At 66.5% G+C, this 26,261-nt stretch carries 14 protein-coding genes; 12 read left to right on the top strand and 2 right to left on the bottom strand.

Annotated elements, in window-relative coordinates; genetic code table 11:
* Positions 1-118 precede the first annotated feature (118 nt).
* From ACMVO5_RS07520 to ACMVO5_RS07510, 3 genes are all read left to right on the top strand, one after another.
* On the top strand, positions 119-11,488 hold the full coding sequence (locus tag ACMVO5_RS07520; protein WP_416906904.1) for a hypothetical protein: 11,370 nt from the start codon (positions 119-121) through the stop codon (positions 11,486-11,488).
* Between the two features lie 117 nt (positions 11,489-11,605).
* The gene (locus ACMVO5_RS07515) at positions 11,606-13,150 is read left to right on the top strand and encodes an oligosaccharide flippase family protein (RefSeq protein WP_416906903.1); all 1,545 of its coding nucleotides are present in this window, start codon (positions 11,606-11,608) and stop codon (positions 13,148-13,150) included.
* Positions 13,151-13,286: 136 nt separating this feature from the next.
* Entirely contained in the window at positions 13,287-14,258 is a 972-nt protein-coding gene (locus ACMVO5_RS07510) for a nitroreductase family protein (RefSeq protein ID WP_416906902.1), read from the top strand.
* Here the strand turns inward: ACMVO5_RS07510 and ACMVO5_RS07505 are convergent.
* Positions 14,247-15,494, bottom strand: a complete 1,248-nt coding sequence (locus ACMVO5_RS07505) for a polysaccharide pyruvyl transferase family protein (RefSeq protein ID WP_416906901.1) — start codon at positions 15,492-15,494, stop codon at positions 14,247-14,249. The genes ACMVO5_RS07510 and ACMVO5_RS07505 overlap by 12 nt on opposite strands.
* A 295-nt stretch (positions 15,495-15,789) precedes the next feature.
* On the opposite strand from ACMVO5_RS07505, the gene ACMVO5_RS07500 reads away from it, so the two are divergent.
* From ACMVO5_RS07500 to ACMVO5_RS07480, 5 genes are all read left to right on the top strand, one after another.
* A complete protein-coding gene (locus ACMVO5_RS07500) occupies positions 15,790-16,668 on the top strand; it encodes a glycosyltransferase family 2 protein (RefSeq protein ID WP_416906900.1) in 879 nt (292 codons plus the stop codon).
* Positions 16,669-16,860: 192 nt separating this feature from the next.
* Positions 16,861-19,128: a polysaccharide biosynthesis C-terminal domain-containing protein gene (locus ACMVO5_RS07495; protein ID WP_416909332.1), complete on the top strand. Its 2,268-nt coding sequence runs from the start codon at positions 16,861-16,863 to the stop codon at positions 19,126-19,128.
* Complete coding sequence (locus ACMVO5_RS07490; RefSeq protein ID WP_416909331.1) at positions 19,016-19,426, top strand: glycosyltransferase; 411 nt, start codon at positions 19,016-19,018, stop codon at positions 19,424-19,426. The genes ACMVO5_RS07495 and ACMVO5_RS07490 overlap by 113 nt, the downstream gene beginning before the upstream one ends.
* 36 nt (positions 19,427-19,462) lie before the next feature.
* The gene (locus tag ACMVO5_RS07485; protein ID WP_416906899.1) at positions 19,463-19,975 is read left to right on the top strand and encodes a hypothetical protein; all 513 of its coding nucleotides are present in this window, start codon (positions 19,463-19,465) and stop codon (positions 19,973-19,975) included.
* A gap of 32 nt (positions 19,976-20,007) precedes the next feature.
* Complete coding sequence (locus ACMVO5_RS07480) at positions 20,008-21,159, top strand: hypothetical protein (protein WP_416906898.1); 1,152 nt, start codon at positions 20,008-20,010, stop codon at positions 21,157-21,159.
* A gap of 3 nt (positions 21,160-21,162) precedes the next feature.
* Here the strand turns inward: ACMVO5_RS07480 and ACMVO5_RS07475 are convergent, their stop codons facing one another.
* Complete coding sequence (locus ACMVO5_RS07475) at positions 21,163-22,119, bottom strand: DUF1838 family protein (RefSeq protein WP_416906897.1); 957 nt, start codon at positions 22,117-22,119, stop codon at positions 21,163-21,165.
* 203 nt (positions 22,120-22,322) lie between these two features.
* On the opposite strand from ACMVO5_RS07475, the gene ACMVO5_RS07470 reads away from it, so the two are divergent.
* The 4 genes from ACMVO5_RS07470 to ACMVO5_RS07455 are packed head-to-tail and all read left to right on the top strand — an operon-like array spanning position 22,323 to position 26,176.
* On the top strand, positions 22,323-23,270 hold the full coding sequence (locus ACMVO5_RS07470) for a glycosyltransferase family 2 protein (protein WP_416906896.1): 948 nt from the start codon (positions 22,323-22,325) through the stop codon (positions 23,268-23,270).
* A gap of 38 nt (positions 23,271-23,308) precedes the next feature.
* Positions 23,309-24,307 carry a D-cysteine desulfhydrase gene (locus ACMVO5_RS07465; protein ID WP_416906895.1) on the top strand — a complete coding sequence of 333 codons (999 nt, stop codon included), beginning with the start codon at positions 23,309-23,311 and terminating at the stop codon, positions 24,305-24,307.
* Positions 24,300-25,064: an aspartate/glutamate racemase family protein gene (locus tag ACMVO5_RS07460; RefSeq protein WP_416906894.1), complete on the top strand. Its 765-nt coding sequence runs from the start codon at positions 24,300-24,302 to the stop codon at positions 25,062-25,064. The genes ACMVO5_RS07465 and ACMVO5_RS07460 overlap by 8 nt, the downstream gene beginning before the upstream one ends.
* The gene (locus ACMVO5_RS07455; protein ID WP_416906893.1) at positions 25,061-26,176 is read left to right on the top strand and encodes a zinc-binding dehydrogenase; all 1,116 of its coding nucleotides are present in this window, start codon (positions 25,061-25,063) and stop codon (positions 26,174-26,176) included. The genes ACMVO5_RS07460 and ACMVO5_RS07455 overlap by 4 nt, the downstream gene beginning before the upstream one ends.
* The last annotated feature ends 85 nt before the right edge of the window (positions 26,177-26,261 follow it).

Raw genomic sequence — 26,261 nt, 5'->3', positions numbered from 1 at the left:
CGCCAGCGCACCAGGGCCAAAATGGGGTATCGCCCCCATATCGGTTGAATCCTGCCCGGCTTAACAATTCCGCCCAGAGCGCCGAGCCCGGATTCGGTGTGCCTGAGGGGAATCAATCATGGCCAACACCACCGCACGGACAGGACGTTTCCTCGCAGGCGCATCACGGCTCGCCGTCACCTCGGCGGTCACGCTCTCCGTGCTCGGCTTCGTCACCCCCGTTCTTGCCCAGAGCGTCAACACCGTGCCCGACCCCGCCACCGGGGCCACGCTCGCGGTGCGCAGGGTCTTTGACGGCGCCGCGCTGACCACTGATGGCCGGCTCGTCATCCTCGATCCGCAGGTCGGCGCGCAGGTGCCCGACCCCGCCGACGGCGCCTCCACCGTCGCCGTTACCGAAGTGCTGTTCAACCCCGACACTGGCCTCGCCGAACGGCTGGTGCTCGCCGACGGGCGCACCATCGATGTCGTGCGTGATGTCAGCGCCCAAGCGGTCCTCGACCCTGCCCCTGACAGCGGCGCCGGCCCCGGCCCCGGCGTGCTGCCGGCGGCCGACGAAAATCGCAATCTGTTCAGTGAGTCGAGAAACGCGCCAGACGGCGGGGCCGGGTCCGGCGCGACACTGCTGGACAGCGCCGGAGCGGGCGGCGGCGGCGGCTCGCTGGCGGCTGCCGACCGCACCGTCAACAGCGCCATCGAAGCTGACGCAACCGTGTTTCCCGCTGTCATCATCGGTGGTGTCACGGTCTTTCCAGAGATCGCGCTTCCCCTGTCTGGTGCCGTTCTTTCAGCGAACGGCGGCGACGGCGGCCGGGGCGGTGACGGCGGCAGTTTCGTCGGCATCACCCGGGCCGGCGCGCGCGGCGGAAATGGGTCGACGGGGCCGAGCGTCACCCTGCGCAACAGTGGCACGATTTCCGTCTCGCCGCGCGGCGGCTTTGGCATGTTCGTGGCCAGCCGTGGCGGCAATGGCGGTCGCGGCGGTGACGGTGCCTTTGGCTTCACCTCCGATGCCGGCAATGGCGGCAATGGCGGCAACGGCGGCACAGCGATTGCGACCAACAACGCCACCGGCATCATCACCACGCTGAAGGCCGGCAGCTATGCCGTTTATGCGCGCAGCCTCTCCGGCACGGGCGGTAATGGCGGCGATGCTGATCTCTCCTTCGATTCCGAAGCGGGCGACGCCGGCAGCGGCGCCAATGGCGGACTGGCGGTTGCAAACAATTTCGGCGGTGCAATCTATACCTTTGGCCGCTCGGCGCATGGCCTGTTTGCCCAGTCGATCGGCGGCGCCGGTGGCGATGGCGGTGATGCCGACGGGCTGGTGGCCTTCCCGGGCAGCGCCAATGCCGGCGGCAGCGGCGGCACGGTCGAGGGCGCCAACACGGGTCTGATCGACACGCGCGGCAATGATGCCCATGGCATGCTCGGCCAGAGCATCGGCGGCGGCGGCGGGGATTCGGGCAGCGGCGGTGGCCTTGTCGTCATTGGCGCAGGCGGCGGCTCGGGCAGCAATGGCGGGTCGGTCACGCTGCTGAGCGAGGCTGGCACCATTCTGACGGCCGGTGACCGGGCATTCGGCATGCTCGCCCAATCCATCGGCGGTGGTGGCGGATCAAGCGGCACTGCCGGCGGCCTGGTCGCCATCGGTGGCGCAGGCAGTGGCGGTGGCACCGGGGGGGCAACACGCGTCGAAGCCCGGGCCGGCAATCTCATTTCGACCAGCGGTCGCGACGCGCACGCAATGGTTGCCCAGTCGATCGGCGGCGGCGGCGGCACCGGCGGCTCGACCGGCGGCCTTGTCGCGCTTGGCGGTGCGGGCGGCAGCGGCGGCAACGCCGGCCAGGCCACCGCGCTCAATTCGGGCACCATCCAGACCAGCGGGATCAATGCGCGCGGCATCATCGCCCAGTCGATCGGCGGCGGCGGCGGCACCGGCGGGGCTGCCGGCGGCGGCGTGTCGCTTGGCGGCAGCGGCTCGGGGGCGGGCAGCGGCGTGGCTGTCACCGGCACCAACAACGGACTGGTGACAACCACCGGCCTGGCCGCCACGGGGCTGCACTTGCAGTCGATCGGCGGCGGCGGTGGCTTTGGCGGGCCATCTGGCGGTGCGGTGTCGATCGGCGGCAGCGGCGCGCGCGCCGGCAATGGCGGCGTGGTGACGGGCACCAACAGCGGGCTGGTCGAAACCAGCGGCGACTTTGCGCGCGGTATTCTGGCCCAGTCGATCGGCGGCGGCGGCGGCGATGGCGGTGGCAGCGGCGGCGCGGTGGCGATCGGTGGCCGTTCGTCGAGCGCGGGATCGGGCAGCACCACGACCGTCACCAACAGCGGCCGCATTGTCACCGGCGGCGCTTTTTCCAATGCGATCCAGGCCCAGTCGATCGGCGGCGGTGGCGGCACGGGCGGCTCGAGCGGGGGTCTGATCACCGTCGGCGGGCGGGCGGGTGCCGGTGGCGGCTCGGGCACGGTGCGGGTGACCAATTCGGGCGTCATCGAAACCGGCGGTGATTTCTCCAGCGGCGTCTATGCCCAGTCGGTTGGCGGCGGCGGCGGGGATGGCGGCCAGGCCACCTCGCTTTCGGCCTTTGTCGGCGTTTCGGTGGGCGGCAGTGGCGGCAGCGGCGGCGCAGGCGGCACGGTCACGGTTGAAGGCGGCACGCGCCCGGTAGCGATTGACGGCGTCTCGCGCGATCTGCCGGCGCTGGTGCGCACCGCGGGCAACTTCTCCACCGGCATCTATGCCCAGTCGGTCGGCGGCGGCGGCGGCAATGGCGGGGCGGCGATCCAGGGCACGCTCGGCGCCTTCGGCGCGGTTTCGGTTGCCGTGGGCGGCGCGGCCGGCAGCGGCGGTGCGGGCGGCACAGTCAATGTCACCGGCGAGCAGGTGATCGAGACGCTGGGGGCGTTTTCCACCGGCATCTATGCCCAGTCGGTCGGCGGCGGCGGCGGCAATGGCGGGCTGAGCGTGGCGGCGGCCGCATCGGGCGGGCCGGTTTCGGGCAGCATTTCGGTTGGCGTTGGCGGGCGCGGCGGCTCGGGCGGCATCGGCGGCGGCGTGACGCTGAACGGCGGCGGCCTTGCGGTCACGCGCGGGGACTTCTCCACCGGCATCTTCGCCCAGTCGGTGGGCGGCGGCGGCGGCAATGGCGGCTTTGCCGTCAGCTTCTCGGGCGCGGGTGCGGCGGCGGCAGCGGTAGCGATTCCCGTTGGCGTGGGCGGCAGTGGCGGCAGCGGCGGGCGCGGCGGCAATGTCGATGTCGATTATGATGGCGGCCTGGTCACCGAGGGTCTGTTCTCCAACGCGCTGCTGGCCCAGTCGGTCGGCGGCGGCGGCGGCAATGGCGGCTTCAACATCTCGGCAGCGGTGGCAGGCGCGGGTGCGGGCGCGGGCGGCGTTGCGGTCGGTGTCGGCGGCAGCGGCGGCAGCGGCGGCAACGGCGGCACGGCGGACAGCAGCCTGATCGGCGATGTGATGACCAGCGGCGCCTTTTCGACGGCGCTGGTGATCCAGAGTGTGGGCGGCAGCGGCGGCAATGGCGGCTATAATATTTCAGGCTCGCTCACAGCGTCTGGCACGGGTGCGGGCGCGGTCTCGGTCGGCATCGGCGGCAGCGGTGCCGGGGCTGGCACCGGTGGCACGGCGACCAGCAATCTGGCCGGCAATCTGGTGACCATGGGCGATTTTGCCGCGGGCATCCTCACCCAGTCGGTCGGCGGCGGCGGCGGCAATGGCGGGTTCAACGTCTCGGGCAGCATTTCGGGCGCGGCGACGGGTACGGGCGCGCTCAGCGTCGGCGTGGGCGGCGCGGGTGGTGGTGGCGGGGCGGCCGGCACCGTCACTGCGACCCGCACGGGCGATCTGGAAACGCGGGGCGCGGGCGCTGCCGGCTTCATCGCCCAGTCGCTCGGCGGCGGCGGCGGCAATGGCACGGTCAATGTTGCCGGCAGCATCACCGGCGCGGGCTCGGGCTCGGGCAATGTTTCGGTGGGTGTTGGCGGCGCGGGCGGCGGTGCGGGCGCAGGCGGCAGCGTGTCCGCGACGATCACCGGCACCACCATCACGCGCGGCAATGAGGCGGAGGCCATCATCGCCCAGTCGGTGGGCGGCGGCGGCGGCAATGGCGGGGTCAATGTGTCCGCCGGGCTCGGGCTGACGGCAGCGGGCGGCGGGCTCGGCGTCGGGGTTGGCGGCACCGGCGGCATGGGCGGTGCCGGCGGCGCGGTCTCGCTGGGGCTGACCGGCGGCGTGATGACCGAGGGCGACGATGCAGCGGCTGTGCTGGCGCAGTCTGTTGGCGGCGGCGGCGGCAATGGCGGCGTCAATGTCACCGGCGTGGTCACGCTGGCAGCAGGCGCTGGCGGCTCCATCGGCGTCGGTGTGGGCGGCAAGGGCGGCGGCGGCGGCGCGGGCGGCGCAGCCTTTGCGATGGTCAATTCCGACATCGCCACCATGGGCGCGCGGTCCGATGCGCTCATCGTCCAGTCGCTCGGCGGCGGCGGCGGCAATGGCGGGGTCAATGTCACGGGCACCATCAACGCGACGACGGGCGCGGGCGGCGGGCTTGCGGTCGGTGTTGGCGGCTTTGGCGGCACCGGCGGCACGGGTGGTGCGGCCACTCTGTCCTTCACCGGTGCTGCCACGACGGCGGGTGCAGAATCGACCGCTGTGCTGGTGCAGAGCCAGGGTGGCGGCGGCGGCAACGGCGCACTCAATGTGTCGGGCGCGGCCAGTTTCTCGACGGCGAGTGCGGTGGGCGCTGCGGTGGGCGTTGGCGGCTTTGGCGGCACCGGCGGTCTTGCCAGCCGCGCCGATGCGACCGTGAGCGGCGACATCGGCACCAGCGGCACGGGTTCGGAAGCCGTGATGGTGCAGTCGCTGGGCGGCGGCGGCGGCAATGGCGGTGTCAATTTCGCCGCTGGCGTGTCGCTGGCGACGACGACCTCAGTGGCCGGCAGCGTTGGCATCGGCGGCTTCGGCGGCGGCGCATCGGCCGGCGGCGACGCGGTGCTGACCCGCACCGGCACGACCATGACCAGCGGGGCGGAAGCAGACGCAGTTGTAGTCCAGTCGCTCGGTGGCGGCGGCGGGCGCGGCGGGCTCAATGTTGCCGGCGGGCTCGGCTTCTCGGGCAGCGGCGCGCTCAGTGGTGCCATCGGTCTTGGCGGCTTTGGCGGCGGCGGCGGGGCCGGTGGCCTTGCCGAAGCCACGATCAGCGGTGATGTCATCGCCACCGGGCTGCGGGATGACCGGGTCGAAGAGACCGAGGAAACCGAGTTCCTGTTCCTCAAGCGGATCGTCGAGACGCGGGTGCGCGAGGGCGGTTCGAACGGCATATTGGTGCAGTCGGTTGGCGGCGGCGGCGGCGACGGCGGGGTGAACATCTCGGGCGGCGTTGCCTTTTCGGGCGGCAGCGGCGGCAAGGCCTTGTCGCTCGGCATCGGCGGCTTTGGCGGCGACGGCGGGGCCGGCGGTGACGCGCGGCTGACGATGTCTGGTGTTGGGGAAAGCGAAGCGCCCGCCATGGTCAGCGCGATCGGCGATGACAAGGCGGCGATCATCGTCCAGTCGGTTGGCGGCGGCGGCGGCAATGGTGGGCTCAACATCGCGGGCGGCATCACCAACGGCACCTCGCTCACGCTCGGCTTTGGCGGCGCGGGCGGCGGCGGCGGCACCGGCGGCGCGGTCACGGTCGATGCCAATGTTCTGGCCAGCGCTGCGGGCAACGGCGCGACCGGCATTCTTGCCCAGTCGCTGGGTGGCGGCGGCGGCACCGGCGGCATCAACATCTCGGGCGGCATTCTGGCAGGCGCCGGCACGACCCCGCTGGTCACCTTCGGCATGGGTGGCCGCGGCGGGGCGGGCAGCCGGGCCGGCAGCGTGACCGCGAGCACATCCGGCGGGGCGGCCGTCGAAGGCGTTGGCGCCACCGGTATTCTCGCCCAGTCACTGGGTGGCGGCGGCGGCAATGGCGGGCTCAACATCGCCGGCAATCTGACCGCCGCCAAGGGCTTCAATGTTGCCATCGGCATCGGCGGCACCGGCGGCACCGGCGCGGACGGCGGCCTGGTCACCCTCAATGCCGGCGGCATGGTGCAGGTCGATGGGCGCGGGATTGATGATGCCGACCTCGATCTTGTCGACCGGGACGACCGCGCCACCGGCGTGCTGGCGCAGTCGGTTGGCGGCGGCGGCGGCAATGGCGGCGTCAACATCAGCGGGGCCGGTGCCAATGCCGGGACGCCGCTCGTTATCGGTGTTGGCGGCAGCGGCGGCGCGGGGGGTGCTGGCGGCGGTGTCACGCTGACGCGCAGCGGCATGACCGAAGTGCTGGGGGACAACGCCATGGGCGTGATCGCCCAGTCGATCGGCGGCGGCGGCGGCAATGCCGGGCTCAACATCCTGACGTCTGCCACGATCAAGGCGAAGTTCGATGTGCAGGTCGCCATCGGCGGCAGCGGCGGCGAAGGCTCGGACGGCGGTTTGGTCGATGTGACCCACAGTGGCGACATTGCGCTGGCGGGCAAGTCGTCAACCGGTCTTCTCGCCCAGTCGGTGGGCGGCGGCGGCGGCAATGCGGCGGCCAATGTCAATGTCAGCCTGGTCGGCAACCGCGGCGGCAGCGATGGCGGCACGGCACCTGACACCAAGACGCTTGACCTGGCGCTCGGCGGCGCGCCGGGCGGCGGCAGCGCGGGCGGCGCTGTCACGGTGGTTCATGGCGGCAGCATCACCATGGGCGGCGCGACCTCCACCGGCCTGCTTGCGCAGTCGATCGGTGGCGGCGGCGGCAATGCGGCGGCGAACTACAGCTACAATCTCAACGACGAAGGCGCGGTCAGCCTCGCGCTGGGCCGGCGTGGCGGCACCGGCGGCACCGGCGGCAGAGTGACCGTAACCACGGGTGGCAGCATCACCACCGCCGGGCTTGGCGGCCATGCCGTCCATGCGCAATCGATTGGCGGCGGCGGCGGCACCAGCGAGACGACCGTGTTCAGCGTCGAGGGGGACCGTGGCGGCGAGGACGGCAAGGCCAAGCAGTTGGGCAACCTCGAACTCGCCTTCGGCCTTGAGGGCGGCGAGGGCGCGGCTGCGGGCGCGGTCAGCGTCACCAACAATGGAACGCTCGGCACCAGCGGCGATCGCGCACACGGCGTGCTCGCTCAGTCGATTGGCGGCGGCGGCGGTGCTGGCGGTGCGGCCTTTGTCGACAAGTTCCAGGAATTGCCCGACCTCGGGCTCGACAGTGCCGAAGACGAGAGCAGCTATTCGATCGCCTTCCAGATGGGCGGTACCGGCGGCACCGGGGCTGCGGCCGCCACGGTCGATGTCATCAACACCGGCCTGATCACCACGGCGGGCGCACGCGCCAATGCTATGCTCGCCCAGTCGATCGGCGGCGGCGGCGGGGAAGGCGGCCTGGCGTTCAATGTCGACACGCCGGGCCGGACCAACAGCCGCTCCCTCGAAATCGCCCAGGGCGGCGATGGCGGCACGGGCGCGGTCGCCGGCGCAGTGACGGTCGACAATGCCGGCATGCTCGTCACCGAGGGGGATGAAGCCAGCGCCATTCTCGCCCAGTCGATCGGCGGCGGCGGCGGCAATGCCGGGCTCACGGGCAATTTCTCGCTGCTGCGGCCTGACGGGCAGAACAACGCCGCATCCATCGTCATCAACCGCGGCGGCACCGGCGGCACCGGGGCTGCGGCCGGCGCTGTGCGCGTCGACAACCGGGCCGGCGCCAGCATCGCCACGGCGGGCCGCGAGGCGCACGGCGTGCATGCCCAGTCGATCGGCGGCGGCGGCGGCAATGGCAGCGCCATCCTGTCTGCCAATGCCGCGGTCGGCAATGAAAGCTATGCCCTTGGTCTCAACATCGGCGGCGATGGCGGCACCGGCGGCACCGGCGGCCTTGTCGAGGTCGACAATGCCGGCAGCATCGTCACGCAAGGCCGCGAAGCGCATGGCATCTTCGCCCAGTCGATCGGCGGCGGCGGCGGCAATGGCGGGGTGTCGCTCGCCATCGGCAATCTCGCGGTGCGTGCCTCCAATGAGGCGACGCAGGTCATGCTGGCGCTTGGCGGCAGCGGCGGGGCGGGCAATGATGCCGGCGCTGTCACCGTGTCGAACAGCGGCACCATCGCCACGTCGGGCGTGCGCGCACACGGCATCTTCGCCCAGTCGCTGGGCGGCGGCGGCGGCAATGCCGGCATCGGCATCTCGGCGACGACCAGCCTGCCGCTGAACGTGTTGACCAATGTGCTCGGCGTGATCTTTGGCGGGCGCGGCGGCGAAGGCGGGCAGGGCGGCGAGGTGACCGTCAACCATAGCGGCGATATTCTCGTCACCGGGCGCGGCGCTGAAGCCGTGCTGGCCGAGAGCATCAACGGCGGCGGCGGCGGCATCGCGCTTGATCTGAACGGCATCACCAGCTCGCCTGGAGGCCAGATCATTCCCGGTGTCGACGGCTTCACCACGCCGCCGTTGCTCACCCTGTTTGGCGGCGGCGCCGGGCTGGGGGACAGTGTCGCCGAACGCGTGACCCTCAACCTCACCGGCACGATGCGCTCGCGCGGCGCGGCGGCGGTCGGGGTCAGCGCCCAGTCGGTCGGCGGCGGCGGCGGCCGCATCGACCTTGATCTGGCCTTTGTCGAAGACGGCATGGGGGCCGGCGGCGCGCTTGGCCTCGATGTCGGGCTTGGCGGTGAAGAAAGCATGATGGTGGATGGCGGCGCGCTGGAAACAGCGCACAGCGGCGATATCATTGCCGAGGGCGCGGATGCGCTGGGCCTGCTGCTTCAGTCGCTGGGCGGCGGCGGTGGCCGGGCCAATCTCGCGCTTTCGGGCGGCGCATCAGAGCTTGGCGCGGTGGCGCTGCGGCTGGGTGGCCGGGCGCAGCAGAATGCGCGCGGCGGCGCGGTTTCGCACATCCAGACTGGCAGCCTGATGGCGCTGGGTGACGGCGCGATCGGCGCGCTGGTCCAGTCGATCGGCGGTGGTGCCGGCCTGATCAACTTCCGCTTCACGCCTGGCGCGGCCGAGGCGGTCGCGGCGCCTGCCGAGGCGCTGGGCCGGTTCGCTTCGCTGGACCTCATGCCACTGTCGGCGGGCGAGGTGGTTCCGGTCGATGGCACGCTGGTGCTGGGGGCCGAGGGCGGCACCGGGCTCGATGGCGGCGCGGCGAGCCTTGAAGTCAGCGGCGATGTGATGACCAGCGGCGTCGGGGCGCCGGGCGTGGTGCTGCAATCGATCGGCGCGGGCGGCGGTGTCGCCCGTCTCGGCGGCAGCGACGGGTTCGCCATCACGCTTGGGGCCGGCGACGGGGCCAGCGGCGACGGCGATGCGGTCAGTCTTGTGGTCGGCGGCATGGTCGCCACCGCAGGCAGCGGCGCGCACGGCGTCGTGCTGCAATCGATCGGCGGCGGCGGCGGCGCGGTGTTCGGGGCCGGGCCGGACAGCAGCATTACCCTCTCCAGCGCCAACAGCGGCAATGGCGGCGCGGTGTCGCTGGAGCTGGCCAGCGACATCTCGGTCGCCGGGCCGGACAGCGTGGCTGTGGTCGCGCAGAGCCTCGGCGGCGGCGGCGGGCTGGTCGACAACCGCTTCTTCGGCAGCGCTGGCGGCGCGGGCGCGGGCGGCAGCATCACGCTGGCGCTGGGCGGCAATGTCAGCGCGCTGGCAGACGGCGCCACGGCAGTGCGGGCGCAGAGCGCCGGGGGCTCCGGCGGCGGCGGCGATATCACCGTCACGGTGGCGGAAGGGCAGAGCCTGATGGCCGGCCTTGGCGGCACCGCACTCGCCCTCGACGGGGGGGCGGCCAATCGCTTCACCAACAATGGCTCAGTGATGACGCTCGACGGCCTGGCCGGCCTTGCTGTCCTCGGCACCGGCGGCGACGATGTCATCGACAATCGGGGCACGCTGATGGGCAATGTCCTGCTCGGCGGCGGGGCCAACGGCCTGCTCAACCGCGAAGGGGCGCTGATCGTCACCGGCACCACGCTGGGCTTGGGTGCGGCGGGCAATGTCTTTGAAAATGCCGGCGAGCTTCGTCCCGGCGATGTCGATACGCTGGCGACCACGGCGCTTTCGGGCAGCTTCGTCCAGGCCGCGACCGGCATCACCATCGCCGAGGCCGATCTTTCCGACAACAGCTTTGACGCCATCAACGCCAGCGGCACGGTCGCGGTGTCGGGCGCGATCGACCTGCGCCTGCTCAACACCGCGCAGTTCACGCCCGGTGCCTTTTCGGCGCGGCTCTTCACGGGCGCCGGCGGGGCCTCGATGTCCGATGTTGCGCTCAGGGCCGACAGTTCGGTGGTGCTCAATCTGCTCGGCATGTCGGTGCAGGGCGGTGCGGTGCAGGTCGATTATGACCTCAGCTTCGCGCCTGATGCGGCCATCGGCAACCGCGCTGACTTTGGCGAATATCTCAACCGAGTGCAGACCGAGGGCGTCAGCGCGGCGCTCGCCGACACCTTCATTGGCCTGATCGGCCAGCAGGACGAGGCGACCTACATCGATCTGCTCACCCAGATGGGCGGCGAATTCTATGCCGAACAGACCGTCCATGCGCTTGAGGGTGCGCAGGCCTTTGGCGCGCGGGTGCGCCAATGTGGTGCCGCCTATGATGCGCGGCTGACCGACCGCGCGCTCTGTGCTTGGGCCGAGTTTGACTATGAAGACAGCCGGCTCGATGCGCAGGCGGGGATGGCGCGCGTCAATCGCGAGGGCAAGAGCTTCTCGGGCGGCGCGCATTACCGGCTTGAGAGCGGCCTCAGCTTCGCGCTCGGCGTCGGCTTCGGCGATCATCGGCTTGATGGCTATGATGGCCGCTGGACTGCGCGCGGCAACAGCAAGCGGCTGGGCGCGGGCATCGCCTATGACATCGGCAAGGCCCGCATCGGGGCGACGGTTGCCTATTCGGATGCCAGCTACAACAGCACCCGCCTGCTGCCGGGCTTCATGCCCTCATCGGCAGCCTCGCGGCGCGACATCGGCAGCCTGCTGGCGGAGGCGAGCGTCGATTACCGCTTCGACTTCGGCAGCCTGTCGCTGCGGCCCTCGCTGGGCGTGGGGCTGGTTTCGCTGTCGGGCGGCGACTTGACCGAAAGCGGCGCGGCAGCGCGCGACCTCGAGATCGCCAGCAACGGCGAGACGTTCAGTTGGGTGCTGCCCGGCGTCGAGCTGGCCTATAATGCCAAGCTGTCGGGTGGATGGACGCTGCGGCCGTTCGTGCGGGCGGCGGTGCGTCAGTATCTGGGCGATGACACGCTGGGCGCGGCCGGCCGCTTCGCCGCCGACGACAGCGGGGTCGATCCCTTCCTTGCCATCGTGCCGATCAACAAGACCCGGTTCGAAGGCGAAGCGGGCCTGGCCATCGGCAACCAGCGCGGCATCAACCTGTCGGCGGCCTGGCGCACGATGCGCTCCTCAGACCGGCAGAGCAACGCCGGCACGCTGCGCCTGTCGGTGCCCTTCTAGCGCCAGGGGCGGCACAGGCGGGCTAGCCGCCCAACCCTTTTGACAGGGCGGGGCGGCTGCGGCAAACGCTGGGCCTTGCTTCGGCGAAGGGCCGCCTGTCTTGAACCACCGACCGACATGAGTTCCGTGCCGCCTGAACCGCCGGGCGAGGCCGTGCCGGGCGCGGCGCGCAGCAGCGCCGCGCTGGGGCAGCGCGTGGCTGGCTCGGCCGGGCTGCTCTGGCTGCTCTCCATGGGGCTGCGGCTGGTGTCCACGCTGTCGATGCTGGTGCTGGCGCGGGTGCTGGTGCCGGAGGATTTCGGCCTGGTGGCGCTGGCCGGCGCGGTGATCGTCATTCTCGACGTGATGACCAATTTTCAGGCCGGGGCCGCGATCATCAAGACGCGGGACCCGGACAAGGCGCTGTTCGACACGGCCTTCACGCTCAACATCGCGCGCGGGCTGCTTGCCGCCGTAGTTTTGCTGGCGCTGGCGGTGCCGCTGGCCGGCTTCATGGAGACGCCGGCGCTGGGGCCGGTGTTGATGGCGCTGGCAGTGCCGCTGGTCATCAACAGCTTTGCCAATCCCTATTTCATCCTGTTCGCCCGTGATCTGGATTTCCGCGCCGAGACCCGTCGGCGCGCGGCCGCCGCAGTCGCCGGCAGCCTCGCCTCGATCGCGCTGGCGCTGATCTTTCGCAGCTATTGGGCGCTCATCGCCGGCAATCTGGTGCAGGCGCTGGTGTCGGTGGCGCTCAGCTGGTGGCGCGTGCCGGGCCGCCCCGGCCTGTCACTCGCCCGCTCGCGGGAGCTGCTGGGCTTTGGCGGGTGGCTGGTAGTGCAGCAGATGGCGCAGCAGATCGGCCTGAAGTTCGACTACTTCTTCATCGTCAAGGTGCTCGATCCGGCGACGCTGGGGGCTTATCACGTTGGCAATCAGGTCAACATGCTGGCCACCGGCGATGCTGTGCCAGCGCTTTCAAAGGCGCTCTTCCCCGCCTTCTCAACAATCAATGATGACCCCGCGCGGCTGCGCCGCAATTATCTCGACGTTCAGGCCATTGCCGTGGCCATCGCGCTGCCAATGGGCATCGGCCTTGCCATACTCGCCGAGCCGCTGGTGCTGCTGCTGTTCGGCCCAGGCTGGGAAAAGGCGGTGCCAGTCGTCCAGATCATGGCGCCGCTCCTGAGCCTTCAGGCCCTTGGCGCCGGGGTCGATGGCATGGCCATGGCCTTGGGGCACACAAAGCTGCTCGCCACCCGGCAAGGCATCTACATCGCCGCGCGCACCGCGCTGATTGTCGCGGGCTGGTTCAACGGCGGCTTTCTCGGCGTCATTGTCGGCCGTGCAGTATCGGGGATCATTTATCCGGCGTGGAACCTCCTGCTTGGCGCATCGCTGACAGCGAGTCGAGCAACTGATCCACTGATTGCCAGTTGGCGCAGTTTCCTCGCCGCTTTTGTTATGGCGGCCGGCCTTGTGCTCGTCCCGGTCCCACCAACAGCCGGCATTGGCTGGCTCGCGGCGCATCTTGCACTGCGCGTGGTGTTTGGTGGCGCGCTTTATCTGGGCGTCATGGCGCTGCTCTGGCAGCTGTCGGGCCGACCTGTCGGCGCTGAGAAGCGAATTATTGAACAGGCGCGCGGTCTGATCGCGCGGCGCAGTTCTCGCAGCGCTGCTTGACCTGCCCGGGTTGCAGGCTCGGCAATGGTCACTATACCACATCTACCGGCTCGAACGGCCCAACCGCAGGATGCACATGAAAGTCCCGGCCCCTATCAGGAAGCTGCTTCGCCCGCTTGTGCTTCGATGGCGGGGCTTGCGCGAATATGTTTATGATTTTCATCAGTTCACCGCTTCATCCAGTGCAGTTGAAACTGAATTGAACGAAGCCCAACTGCGCGCTGTTATTGTCAAGGAATATCATCGCCTTGAAAAGGGGCTTGCTCTGCCCTCTCCTCGCGTCGGCTTTGGTCGCTTCGTGGTCAATGCGCTCTTCAATCTCGTGCCGCGCTACGAGACTCGCTTCGGCGCGGCTGCCGTTACCGAGGAGGCCCGCGCTGCGCTTCATCAATATAGAGCATCGCCGTGGTGTGCGTCTGATCTCGCCGGTCGCATCGATGCCTTTCTTCAGGCAACGCCTGCCGAGACGCTGCCAGCAGCGGGCGCCATGTCGGTTCGGCGCGATGCTATTCGCAAGTCCAGCATGGTCGATTTCGCGGCCTTTGCTGAAAGCCGCTATTCGGTGCGTGATTTCACCGGCGAGCAGGTGCCGCCGGCAGCGATCCGCGAGGCCGTGTCCATCGCGATGAAATCGCCGCGCGTGTGCAATCGCGGCACCACTCGCTGTCACGCAGCCTTTGATCCTGCCGTCCGAGCACGTGCTTTGGCGCTACAAAACGGCAATGCCGGCTTTGGTGATCTTGCCGGGGCTGTTCTCGTCATTACCTCTTCGCGGCATGGCTTTACCGACTTTGGTGAGCGCAACCAATGCTGGGTAGATGGTGGGCTGTTTGCCATGTCGCTCAACTATGCGTTGCATGCTGCAGGTTACGGCACCTGCATGCTCAACTGGAGCGCTCTGTCCAGCCGCGACCGAGCCTTAAGGCACGCGCTCGGTATATCGGAGGACGAGGCCATTATCACCATGATGGCAGTCGGCGTCATGAAGGAAGCGTTTCAGGTCGCCATTTCGCCGCGCGAGCGGGTTGAACATGTGTTTCATATTCTCGATGGGGATATTCCCGACCTGTCCGAAGGGAGTATCGCGCCGATCGCATCAGGGCCTTGAGAGCAGTTCCCCGATTCGCGCGAAGGTGGCATCCACCGTCGCTTTCTGAGCATCGATGGCGGCGCTGATCTCGGCGCAGAGCCGGTCGTGGTTGGCCATGGCATAGTCGACGCGGGTCATCGCCTGGTCCACGATCTCGCCGCTGGTCCATAGCTGCTCGTCATTGGCGTCGATGATGAGATCGGAGCGGCCCAGCATGGTGCCGATCACGCCTTCATATTTCTTCGAATAGGCGAGGCTGATGGCCGGCTTGCCCATCTGGAAGGTGGAGACGGCCGGGTGCATTCGCCCGGTGAGCGTGAACAGGCCGTGGCCCAGCAGGAAGCGCGCGCGGGTCTGGAGCACGCGTTCGGTCACCAGCACGCAGCGGGCGCGGTAACCGGGCGCAAGGCGCGCCGCCACCGCCTCGATGTTGGCTGCCTCGTCGCCGTAATAGCGGCCATGGGTGTGCGCCAGCAGGCAGAGTTTCTTGCCCGCCATGTCCGGCCGGGCGAGAATTTGTGTGGCCATGTCGGCATGGCGCTGGATGAAGGCGTCGGCATCGCTCGTATAATGGCCTGCGCCTCTTTTGGCGCCCAGTCCCGAGACGATCATTGTCGCATAGCAATCTGGCTCAAGGCTATTCGCTGCCAGTATTTCCTGCGCAATATCGGTGCGATGCTGCAACGGCAGGTCCGCATAGGCGAGGTCGGTGCTCTGCTGCACGCGCGATGTAACACCGAGTTCGTCGCGCAGATAGGCGGTGCACCAGAGGTCTCGGGGGAAAATGTGCATCGCCGGCAACAGCGCGCTTGCAGCAAGACGATTGGGCCGCCGGGCGAAAGGTCCGATTGTCTGTCCCAGAAGGATCACCGGCGCAGCCAGTTGCATGTGCCGAAGGTGCACGAGCTGGCGCCAAATCTGTGTGCCGTAATATTCGGAAATGTCGTCGCCCCCGAGCATCAGAACGAGGTCCATGTTTCGCGCCTCATTTGGTCGGAAGAAGCTGCGCCCAAGCGCCTTCAAGCGCATATTCTGGCTGAACGGGATGTCAGGCCGGTGACGAACCAGCATATCTGCGCTGACACCATCGAGCTCTGACACCACCTCGTCGATGTCGGTGGCTTCAAAAAAATCGCAGTGAAATCGACAGCTGTCGCCTAGCAGCTTGCGCATCCGGTAGATGGTGATCAAACCCATCATGCCGGTTCCGTAATTGTCGAGACTAGGAAAGCCGCGAACCAGAATATTCCTCATCACGGCTCCGCTCATCGCTCTGAAGAGCGTTTATCCGATGACCTTGTGCCGCACAAGCTCTCGACTGGATGTCAGGGGTCAGAGCAACCCATTGCAAACATGCACATCATTATCGTCTGCGCCACTATCGGCGGGGGCAGCAGGCTGTGTGTGGAACGCGCGCACGACATGTGTCATGATGGTTATTGTGCCGGGGTTGAACTATCGATTGAAATGACTTGGCGCGTGCTTGCATTGCATACGCCATCGCCCTACTGCTCGCAGGTCATCGCAAGCGACGAAGGTTTTGCGCCCCATGCCGTCCAGCGCAACGCTTATCCTTTGCACCAAAGATGGCGGGCGCCAGCTGAAAAATTGTCTTGAACATATTGAGGCGATTGAGGCCCCCGATGGTTTCGAAGTCATTCTTGTCGATAATGGCAGCGATAAGCCCGATAGCATAGCAGCGCTGCGCAGCTTTGCTGGCAGCACGCGTCATCGTTGCATGCTGGTGCGTGAAATGGCGCCTGGCAATGGTGCCGGCCGGAATACAGGCATCCGCGCCGCGACCAACGACCTGCTGATTTTCATCGATGACGACTGTTACCCGGAGCCCAGTTTCGTCGCTGATTGGATTGCGGTCTTCGAAAGCCGATCGCTGGGATATGCAACAGGGAGGGTTCTTCCCGTCAATCCAGACAATGCGATTCACGGCTTTTGTCGCATCGGATTGCAGGAAGAGCTTGTCGCCCCGCACGGCTTTGTAAGACCTGGTTTGATGCAGGGGTCGAATATGGCGTTTACGAGACAATGTCTCGATGCCATTGGCGGCTTCGATCCGCTGTTCGGCTCGGGCGTTCGCTATGCTGGCGAAGACTGGGATGTGGCTCTTCGTGCGTCCGAGGCCGGCTTTGCAGGGGGCTATGTTCCTCGCCCAGCGGTTGGCCATGATCATGGCCGCAGCATTGAAGAAGGCGCGCGCCGAAATGCCTTCTATGTTTTCGGCTTTGGTGCGGTCTATGCGAAGCACGCCCGCTCGCGTTTGGGCACAAGCATGTTGCGCCGGTTCCTGCGTCAATCGATCGGTCCGAAGACGGTTAGCCGCTGGCGGCTGATGGCCGGTTTTCTTGATTATCTGATCAAGCACCGCTGGGGCTTGGCCGGAGCCATTCGGGCAGGCGACCCGGCGACGTGAATATGCCAGAGACGGGACCATGATCGTCATATCGTCCAACGAGCAGGTTCCCGATGATGCTGCGCTGACACCGCAGCCACGTCAGATGGCCCTCCGCCGTCCTCGAACTCGATCTGGCTCTGCGGGCAGGCGTCTTTTGCCCCGGTTGGTCATGTCTTTCTTTGCCGGCCGTCGTTGAGCGGCCCCAGATTGATGCGCACCAGCCCCGCTTTCGCCGCGATCGCCGGCCGCGCTGCGCGAAATGTGCAGGTGCGGATTCTGCTGATCCGGGTCGCGGGTGTGTTCGCGTCCTTTCTGGTGATCACGATGCTTGCCCGTTTCGCGGGCGCTGCCACGGTTGGCGAATATGGCTTTGCTGTCGTGACCGCCACAACAGTCGCCTATGTCTGCATGCTTGGGCTCGATCAACTGGTGCTGCGTACGATTCCAGCTGACATTGCCCAGGGCGACACCGCGCGGGCACGCGCATCTGCACGCCTTTTTGCCCAGCGCATCGGCCTGGTTTCGTTCGTGGTCGCTGCAATATTCCTGCTGAGCTTCTCGCTGGTGCCGACTGTCGAGGCGGGACGCTATCAGAGTGTCTTGCAGGCGACTGCGGCGCTCATCCTGCTCTATCCCCTGCTGCGGTTCAGCCACAGCCTGCTTCGCGCGATCGGCCTGCCCATTCGCGCACAGATCGTGGAAAGCTTGTCGGCGATCTTGATGGCGCTCGTGATTGCCGCGATCGTTTTGCTCGGGCAGGTTCCCAGCGCGCCGTTTGCTGTCAATGCCCATGTTCTTGTCTCGGCCGCGCTGCTGGTGGTCGCGGCCCTTCTCTATCGATTCTCCGTGCGACACTGGAGCAATGCGACGCCGGTGACGCGACTGCCCGCATTCGATGCCGGCTTCAGCTTCATGCTTATCATGCTCGTGCATGCAAGCACCGAATGGCTCGCTTATTTTTTTCTGCTGGCCGGTACCAACGCCGAGGAAGTCGGGGTCTTTCGCGCCGTGTTTCAGGTCGCGGCGCTGCTCGCGCTGGTCGTGCAGACGGGACATCATTACATCGCGCCACTGATCGCCGCTGATCTCGGCCGCGGCGACAAGGCAGCGGCATTGCGGCGATATCGGCAGTCACGCCGAGTGATGATCCTGCTCGCGATGGTCCCGGCGGTGGTCTTGCTGGCGGTGCCGGGCCGCTTTCTGCTCGTCGCTTTCGGCCCTGAATTCGAGGTTGGCGCGCCTGCTCTCGCCATTCTCGTTGCCAGCCAGTTCGTCAACGTTGCGACAGGCCCGGTGGGGACCATACTCGCAATGGCCGGGCGCGAACGCCTGCTGCTCGTTATCGGCATTGTGGGTATGGCTGCAATGGCAGCCCTGTCATGGTGGCTGGTGCCGCTTTTCGGGCTGACTGGCACCGCTGTTGCGCTGGCCGTGGTCACGGTCTGGCGCAATCTGATGACTTACCACTATGCACGCGACTTGTTACGAGAGGATGCCATGAACGCTTCGCCGCCTGCCATCAAGTCCGAGGACATTCCAGAAGCACGAGGCGCTGATGTAAAGCCTTTGTCTGTTCAAAAAGTTGCCTTTTTCGCTATCGGCCCGCCGCGCAATCCGCATACGTGGTCGGGCACCCCGCTTTTTGCACTGAAAGAGGTGGAGTCTCGTTTTCGGGTCGACGTGGTCGACACGCCCAACCTTGATTTTGCCGTTCTCAAGTTTCTTTCGCTGACACGCCGTATCGGTTTTGATCCCCTGCGCGAGCCGTTGGTTCACGCGCTCTATCGCAGGGCCGTCGGTCCGCAAGTTGCAGCGTCGAAGCCGGATCTGCTGTTCGGTGTGATCTGCTCGCACAAGATGATCGATCTGCCAGCTGATCGGCCGGTCGTACTTCTGGCCGATGCCCTTTTTGCATCAATCAGTCGTTTCTATCCGAATCGCGCCCATCCCCTCCCTCGCACCGAACGGCTCGGCAACCTGCTGCAACAGCGCATGATGGACCGGGCGTCCGCCATCATGTTTACCTCTGATTGGGCGGCTGAAGATGCCGCCAAACATTATCATATTCCTGAAAACACGCGGATTGTCGTGGCGCCTATCGGGCCGAACATGCGCGACGATGCTGGTGCGGAGGCCCTGGCGTCTGCCAAGGGCCGGGATGGTCCACACTCGCTGCTGTTCGTGGGCTTCGACTGGTATCGAAAGGGTGGTCCCGATGTGTTGAAGCTGCACAGCCTGCTTCGCGCGCATTTTCCAGAGATCACTCTTGATATCGTCGGCTCCAATCCGACCGAAGCCGAGGGACTTCCGGGCGTGCGTGTTCATGGAGTTCCTGAGGAAAGGCAACCCAGACGATTACCGGAAGCTGAAGTCGCTTTATGCCAATGCCTCGGCGTTCACGCTTCTCAGCCGCCAGGAAGCCGCTGCAGTCGTCTTTGCCGAAGCCTCATCCTATGGCTTGCCTTCGGTCGCCTTTGATACTGGAGGCGTGTCGACGCTCGTCAAGGATGGAGACAATGGCTTGCTGTTTTCCCTCGACACGCCGATTGAGGCGATTGCTGACAAGCTTGGTGCGCTTTTGCGCGACCCGCAGGCGCATGCTGAGATGCGCGTCAGAGCTCGCACCCGGTTTGAAACAAAGCTCAACTGGAGCAGCTGGGGCGATACAGCCGCCCGCACGATTGAGCAGGCGATCGCCGAGTGGCCGGCCAAGGCGGCGTGGTTGCATGAGCAGCGTTTGTCATCATTTGCATCCGCAGGGCGGAAATCGGGCTGAGTGGTCTTGGTTCGGGTGACAACTTCAACCAAGTTCATGGGGGTCGAACTGGAGGATGTTGCGATGCAGGAGCATGACGCGGTTGAGGCAGCGCTGTTTGCCTATGCGGATGCGTGGCGGCTGAACAGCGCAGACGCGCTTGTGGCGCATTGGGCGCCAGGTGATTTCGCCTATTACAAGGCCGAGGAGATCAGGAGCTTCTACACCAGATGGACCGATGTGCTGGCCTATTGGGCGCAGAATGAGGGGCTGCACGACGATATCCGGCTGCGGCTGACGAACCTTCAGCACATCCCGCTTGCCGATGATCGGCGGATGGTGGCGATGGACATGAACTGGGACATCCGATTTTCGCCGGATGCAAAGCTCGCGACCGGCATGCCCTTTCATCATCGCGGCAAGTCGATGGGCGGCTTCAACCATGTGCTGGCGATGCTGGTGGCCCGTGATGGCGGCTGGAAGCTGGCCGGCTGGGCCGAGACGCCAGACGCGGCGATCACCTATCTGACCGACCTCTATTATCAGACGGCGGCAGCCGATTTTTCCTGAACAGGGGTTTCATCCAGCAACATCGCCCCCACATGGAAGGTAAGCCCTCAGAGGAGACCCGGACCATGCTGCATGTCGATGTACCTTCCGCCACGGAGATGCGCGCGCTGATCGGGGTGCGGGCCGATGCCGCCGTGTCAATCTATCTGCCAGCAACGCCACACGGCCAGCACAGTGATGCCAGCCGGATCGAGCTTGGCAATCTGGCGCGTGAGGCGATGGCGCAGCTGGAGACGGTGGGTTTTGACAAGCGCCGCCGGGCGGCCATCGAGGAGCAGCTGCTGGCGCTGCGCGAAGATGATGATTTCTGGCAGATGCAGGCGCATTCGCTCGCGGTTCTGGTGACACCGGACAGTCTGCGCAGCTATCGCATGGCAACCCACCTGCAACCGCTGGTCGCGGTATCCGACCGCTATCACGTGACACCGCTGCTGCGCGGGCTCGGCTTTTCCCAGCATGCCTATGTGCTGGCCCTGTCGGAGAATGCGACACGGCTGATCGAGATCTTTGCCGATAGCGCGCCGGCGCTGGTGCGGGTGCCCGACCTGCCCAAGGATGCGGCGAGCGCGGTTGGCCGGGCGTCGGTCAACAATCTGACCCAGAACACGCGGGTCGCCAATGCCGAGGGGCAGACGCTGTTGCTGCGCCAGTTCGCGCGCAAGGTCGATGCCGCGCTGCGGCCGGTTCTTGCTGGCCGCGAGACCCCGCTTTTGCTGGCCGCGACCGAGCCGCTGGCGTCTATTTATCGCGGCGTGAACAGCTGTCCGGCACTGCTCTCAGAGGGGATTTCGGCAAGCCCCGACCGGATGAGCGACGGCGATCTGGCTGAGGCCAGCCGGCCCATTCTCGCCGCGCATCATGCCGCGCGGGTCGAGGCCGCCCTCGGCCTCTTTGCCGCGCGTGCCAGCGATGGCCGGGCGACAAGCGATCTGGCGCAAGCGGCGCGGGCGGCGAGCCGGGGCGCGGTCGAGATGTTGCTGGTCGATATCGAGGCGCACCAACCGGGGCTGGTGGATGAGGACGGCGCGGTCAGCTTTGCCGATGCCGAGGGTGCGGACAGCTATGATGTGATCGACGAGATATGCGGCCGCGCGATGCTGACAGGCGCGAGCATCATGGGCGTGCGCGCCAGCGACTTGCCCGAAGGCGCGTCGCTGGCGGCAGTGCTGCGCTATCCCGTCTAGCGCTTACTTGTAGGGCGCAGGCGTGTTTTCCGCCTTGTAGACTTCGAAGCTGGTGACGTTGGGCGCAACCCATGTTTCCGGAGCTTCGAGATATTTGGGGAAGTGCTTTTCGGTATAGTCGCGAATGTCGGCCGGCAGGTCGGCGGTCGAGTTGAGCGACATCGTGTGGCTGCGGTAGAAGAGGTGGCCCGGCTTGTTGCCCATCAGCATCCACGGCACCCATGTGCCAAGGCGCTGCCAGCTGCCATGGGTGGGGATGCGGCCGAGATTGCGCCAATTGTCGAGATCGGCGCGCTTGGCGACGAACTGGAGATATTCCGAGACGCGGACATATTCCTTGCCGTTGCTCTCCCGCGGCCATTCTTTGGGGTCGAGCACATTCTGCCAGCGGGTGTTGACGTCGAAGCTGGTCATGGCGAGCTCGCCCATGAAGGTCCAGGGCAGGCTGAGCGGGAATTCGGTCACCTGGCCCTCGCCAAGCTTGGCTTCGATCGTCGGCCCGATCACGGCATTCACCGGGTCATTGTGAATGTGCGAGACCTTCACCTCCTCGCCGTCGAGCATCGGATTCTTCCACGTCTCCAAAATCTTGCCGGTGCGCAGATCCTTGTAATAGCCGACTTCGCGATGCAGCGAGCGGTAGCGCGCGCCGCCCAGCGGCTCCATGCGGTTGGCGCCGAAGCCTTCAAGGTCGAACAAGGGCGTGATGACCTGGTCATCGCCGATGACGGCGAAGACGCGGCCCTTGAACCAGCCATAGTTGGTGCCCGGGTCGATGCCGAGGTTCATGCGGGCCAGCACTTCGGCATTCTGCATGGGATCGGCGGGGTCGAAGCCGGTCGTGCCGCCGCCGCTGGCCATCGGCGCGCGCGCCTGCGCCATCGCGGCGCTGCCAAGCATGGGAAGCATGGCGCCCAGCCCAAGCATGCTGCCACCGGTGAGGATTTCACGTCTGTTCATGTCGTCTGCCCTTTGCAAAATCAGTGTTTGCAGGCTGCGCTCGATCGAAAAGGATGGGCGCAGTCCTGCGTCGGTTATCCGCTTAGTGGACAGGAATCGGCTTATGTGATTATTGCGCCATCATCGACCTGATGCCTCGCGGGCGACGAGAGTTTGCATTCTCGTCGGCACCTTTTTGGGGCAGCATGAACAAGAGAGGTGGCATGGAAGAGACAGTTTCTGTAATCATGCCGGTCTTCAACTCGTCGGACACGATTTCCCGAGCGATTGAAAGTGTTCTGAAACAATCCTACCCCATTCACGAAATCATCTGTGTCGATGATTGCTCGACCGATGACAGCCGGACCAAGATCGAGCAGTGGCAGCGTACGCATCCCATTGTCCGATACCTGCGACTTGACGAGAATGGTGGGCCAAGTGTTGCCCGAAACTTCGGCCTCGCTGCTGCAACTGGGCAATGGGTTGCGATCATCGATTCTGACGATGCGTGGAAGGACGGTCGGATCGAGGCGATGATGGACGCGGCGGTTCGGTATCAGGCGGATATCGTGTGCGATACGCCGATGCTTTATGATGCTGTTGCAGGCTGCGAAATCAGGCCTGCCATTACCGGGCTGGAGAAGCCGGTTCGTGTTTCTCTCGAGTGCTTCCTTGAAAATAGCTTCCTGGGCTCCTTCCAGTATGCACTTTTGAAATATCTCGCAAAAAGAGAATTTCTCGTCAAAAATAAAGTATGCTACGAAAAGAATTTACGATTCGGAGAGGATTTATTATTTTTTATTGATGCTTTGATAAAAAATGGCCAGATGATTTTAATTAAATATGTCGGATATATATATTCGGTGCAGGTGGGGCCAATTTCAAAAAAGAAAAATATTAATTCTCAGACGAAATCAAATTTTCTATATTTAGCTGAAATTTTGGAAAGATATGAATTTAGCAACTATAAAACTTTAAGTTGCGAGGAAGAAAAAATTCTCAACAAATTAGTAAATCATTTTAAAATAATTGATAAATCGAATGCAGCAAGAAATTTCAGAAGACAGAAGAATTATATCAAATACATAACAATGATGTTGGATGTCGAGCTTGTGTCCACCTTGATCCGCATCCGAATTGCAAACTTCGCGAAAGACCGCCTTCGTAGCTGACTTGCGCCGCGTGTTCGTGGGCGCTAGGCGATCGTACCATGGACCTCGCGCGCTTTCCTCGTCGTCGATATACAGCCGGACAGACGCCGGTCGAGCCGTTGCCGCGCCTGTCGGCGGCGCTGGGCGCTGGCGTGGACATCTGGATCAAGCGTGATGATCTGCTCGGCCTCGCCGGCGGCGGCAACAAGACGCGCAAGTTGGAGTTTCTGGTGGCCGCAGCGCTGGCCGAAGGGGCCGACACGCTCATCACCGTGGGCGCACCCCAGAGCAACCATTGTCGGCTGACGCTGGCGGCAGCAGCCCGCGAGGGGTTGAAGTGCCGCCTCGTCATCGAGGAACGCGTGAAGGGCAGCTATTCACCGGACGCGCTGGGCAACAATTTCCTGTTTCAGCTGCTCGGCGCCGAGAGCGTTCGCATGGTCGCGCTGGGGGCAGACCTGACCGCCGAAATGGCCGCCGACGCGGCTGCTGTGCGCAAAGCCGGTGGCCGGCCCTATGTCATTCCCGGTGGCGGGTCCAACCCGCTCGGCGCGCTTGGCTATGCGGCCTGCGCGGCGGAGCTTGTGACCCAGAGCTTCGAGATGGGGCGGGTGTTCGACAGGATTGTGGTGGCCAGCGGCAGCGCGGGCACCCATGCCGGGCTGCTGGTCGGGCTGCGCGCGCTGAATTCGAGGCTGCCTGTTCACGGTGTGAGCGTCCGGCGGGACACTGCGGCCCAGACCGGCAATGTGTTGGCGCTGGCGCAGGCGACCGCCGCACTGCTTGGCACGCCGGCACCGGACGCGGAGGACGTACGTGTCGATGATGCGCAGGTCGGCCCCGGCTATTCGCTGCCCACCCCCGCCATGGTCGAAGCGGTGCAGATGCTGGCGCGTGAGGAGGGGGTGCTGCTTGACCCCGTCTATTCGGGCAAGGCGATGGCGGGTCTGATCGCGTCGGTGCGCGATGGCCGTATCCCGCGCGGCGAGCGGGTCGTGTTTCTCCACACCGGCGGCGCGCCCAGCTTGCCGGCATTTGCGAATGTGCTGCGTGCTTGATGCGGTCGACGATGGCCTGCGCTGGCGCACGATCGGCATTCTGGGCGGCATGGGCCCGGCTGCCAGCGCCGATTTTCTGACCATGCTGGTTGGCGCCGTGGGTGCTGCGCGCGACGAGGCGCATCCGCGGATCCTGCTCGATTCCAATCCGCATGTTCCTGACCGCAATGCGGCGGTGGCGTTCGGCGCCTCGCCCGGGCCGGTGCTTGCCGAAATGGCGCGTCGGCTGGTGGCCAATGGCGCGGAGGTGCTGGCTATGCCGTGCAATGCGGCGCACGGCTGGGCCAATGATGTGTGCGCCGTGCTGCCGGAGGATCGTGTCTTTGTCGATCTCATCGCCGCCGGCGTTGCGGCGACGCTGGCCTGTGCGCCCAGGCGGGTCGGGCTGCTGGCGGTCGGGGCGACGCATCGGCTGCGGCTCTATCATGCGCCTTTGGAGGCGGTGGGTGTCGAGGTGATTTCGCCGCCGGCGGACGCGGTGGCGGCGTTGGTCGCGCGGGTGAAGGGCGGCGATACCGGGCCGGCCGCGCGGGCGGCGGCCGGGCGACTGGCCGTCCGTCTGGCGGAGGACGGCGCCGATGTTGTTCTCGCGGCCTGCACGGAAGTGCCATTGGTCCTCGATCCGGACAATTGTCCGCTGCCGTTTATCGATGCGACCGCAGCGCTGGTCGCGGCGGTGTTGCGGGCGGCGGACATGCGGCCGGAGGCGCGGGTGGCGGCAGACCTCGACAGGCGAAACGGAATGGCGGGCAGATGAAGACGACAGCAGCGGTTCTGGCAGCGATGGGCGCGGCCCAGCCCTATGCGGACACCAGGCCGCTGGCGATGACGGCACTGGCGCTCGATCCGCCGGGGCCGCGCGAGCTGCTGGTGCGGATCGAGGCGGCCGGCCTTTGTCATTCAGACCTGTCGGTGGTCAATGGCGACCGGCCCCGGCCCTTGCCCATGGCGCTTGGCCATGAAGCCTGCGCGACGGTGGTGGCGGCAGGCCCTGGCGCGCGGCTGGCCGAAGGTGACCGGGTGGTGCTGGCGTTTCTGCCGGCGTGCGGGGCGTGTGCGGCCTGTGCCGCCGGCACGCCGTGGCTCTGCGCGCCGGCGGCGGCGGCCAATGGCAAGGGCGAACTGCTTGGCGGCGGGCGACGGCTGCGGCTGGACGGCGCGGAGGTGCATCATCATCTCGGCTGTTCGGCCTTTGCCGATTTCGCCGTGGTCGATGAGCGGTCCGCGGTGAAGATCGACCCGGATATCGCGCCCGAGATTGCCGCGCTGTTCGGCTGTGCCGTGCTGACCGGCGTGGGTGCGGTGTTCAATTCCGCGCTTCTGCGGCCGGGCGAATCGGTGGCGATCTGGGGGCTTGGCGGCGTCGGGCTGGCGGCGCTTCTGGGGGCCGTGGCGGCGGGCGGCGAGCCGGTAGTCGCTATCGATCCGGTGGCGGAGAAGCGGGCGCTGGCGCTCGAGCTTGGAGCGCGGACGGCCGTGCATCCTGACGATGCCGAAGCGGCCATCCGCGCGCTGGTGCCGGGCGGGATGGACGTGGCGATCGAAAGCGTCGGCAAGGGCGCGGTGCTGGCCGAGGCCTATCGGCTGACGGCGCGCGGCGGGCGCACGGTGACGGTGGGCTTGCCCAACCCGGCGGACCCGTTGACGATTCCGGCCGTGAGCCTTGTCGCCGAGGCCAAGACGCTGATCGGCAGCTATATGGGGGCTTCTGTCCCGGCGCGGGACATCCCCCGATATATCGCCCTGTGGCGCGCCGGACGTCTGCCAGTGGAGCGCCTGCTCTCCTGTGTGCGGCCGATGGGCGAGATCAACGCGGCCCTTGATGATCTGGCCAGCGGGGCGGCGGTGCGGCAGGTGTTGCTGCCCTGATGACGTGGTTGCTGGCCCCGCTGCTGATCGGCGTTCTGGGGCTGGTGCTGGGGAGCTTTCTGGCCGGCCTGAGCTGGCGCTGGCC

The sequence above is a fragment of the Polymorphobacter sp. genome (genome assembly GCF_048007885.1).
Classification (GTDB): domain Bacteria; phylum Pseudomonadota; class Alphaproteobacteria; order Sphingomonadales; family Sphingomonadaceae; genus Sandarakinorhabdus.
This window is presented reverse-complemented; position numbering and strand designations above follow the sequence as displayed.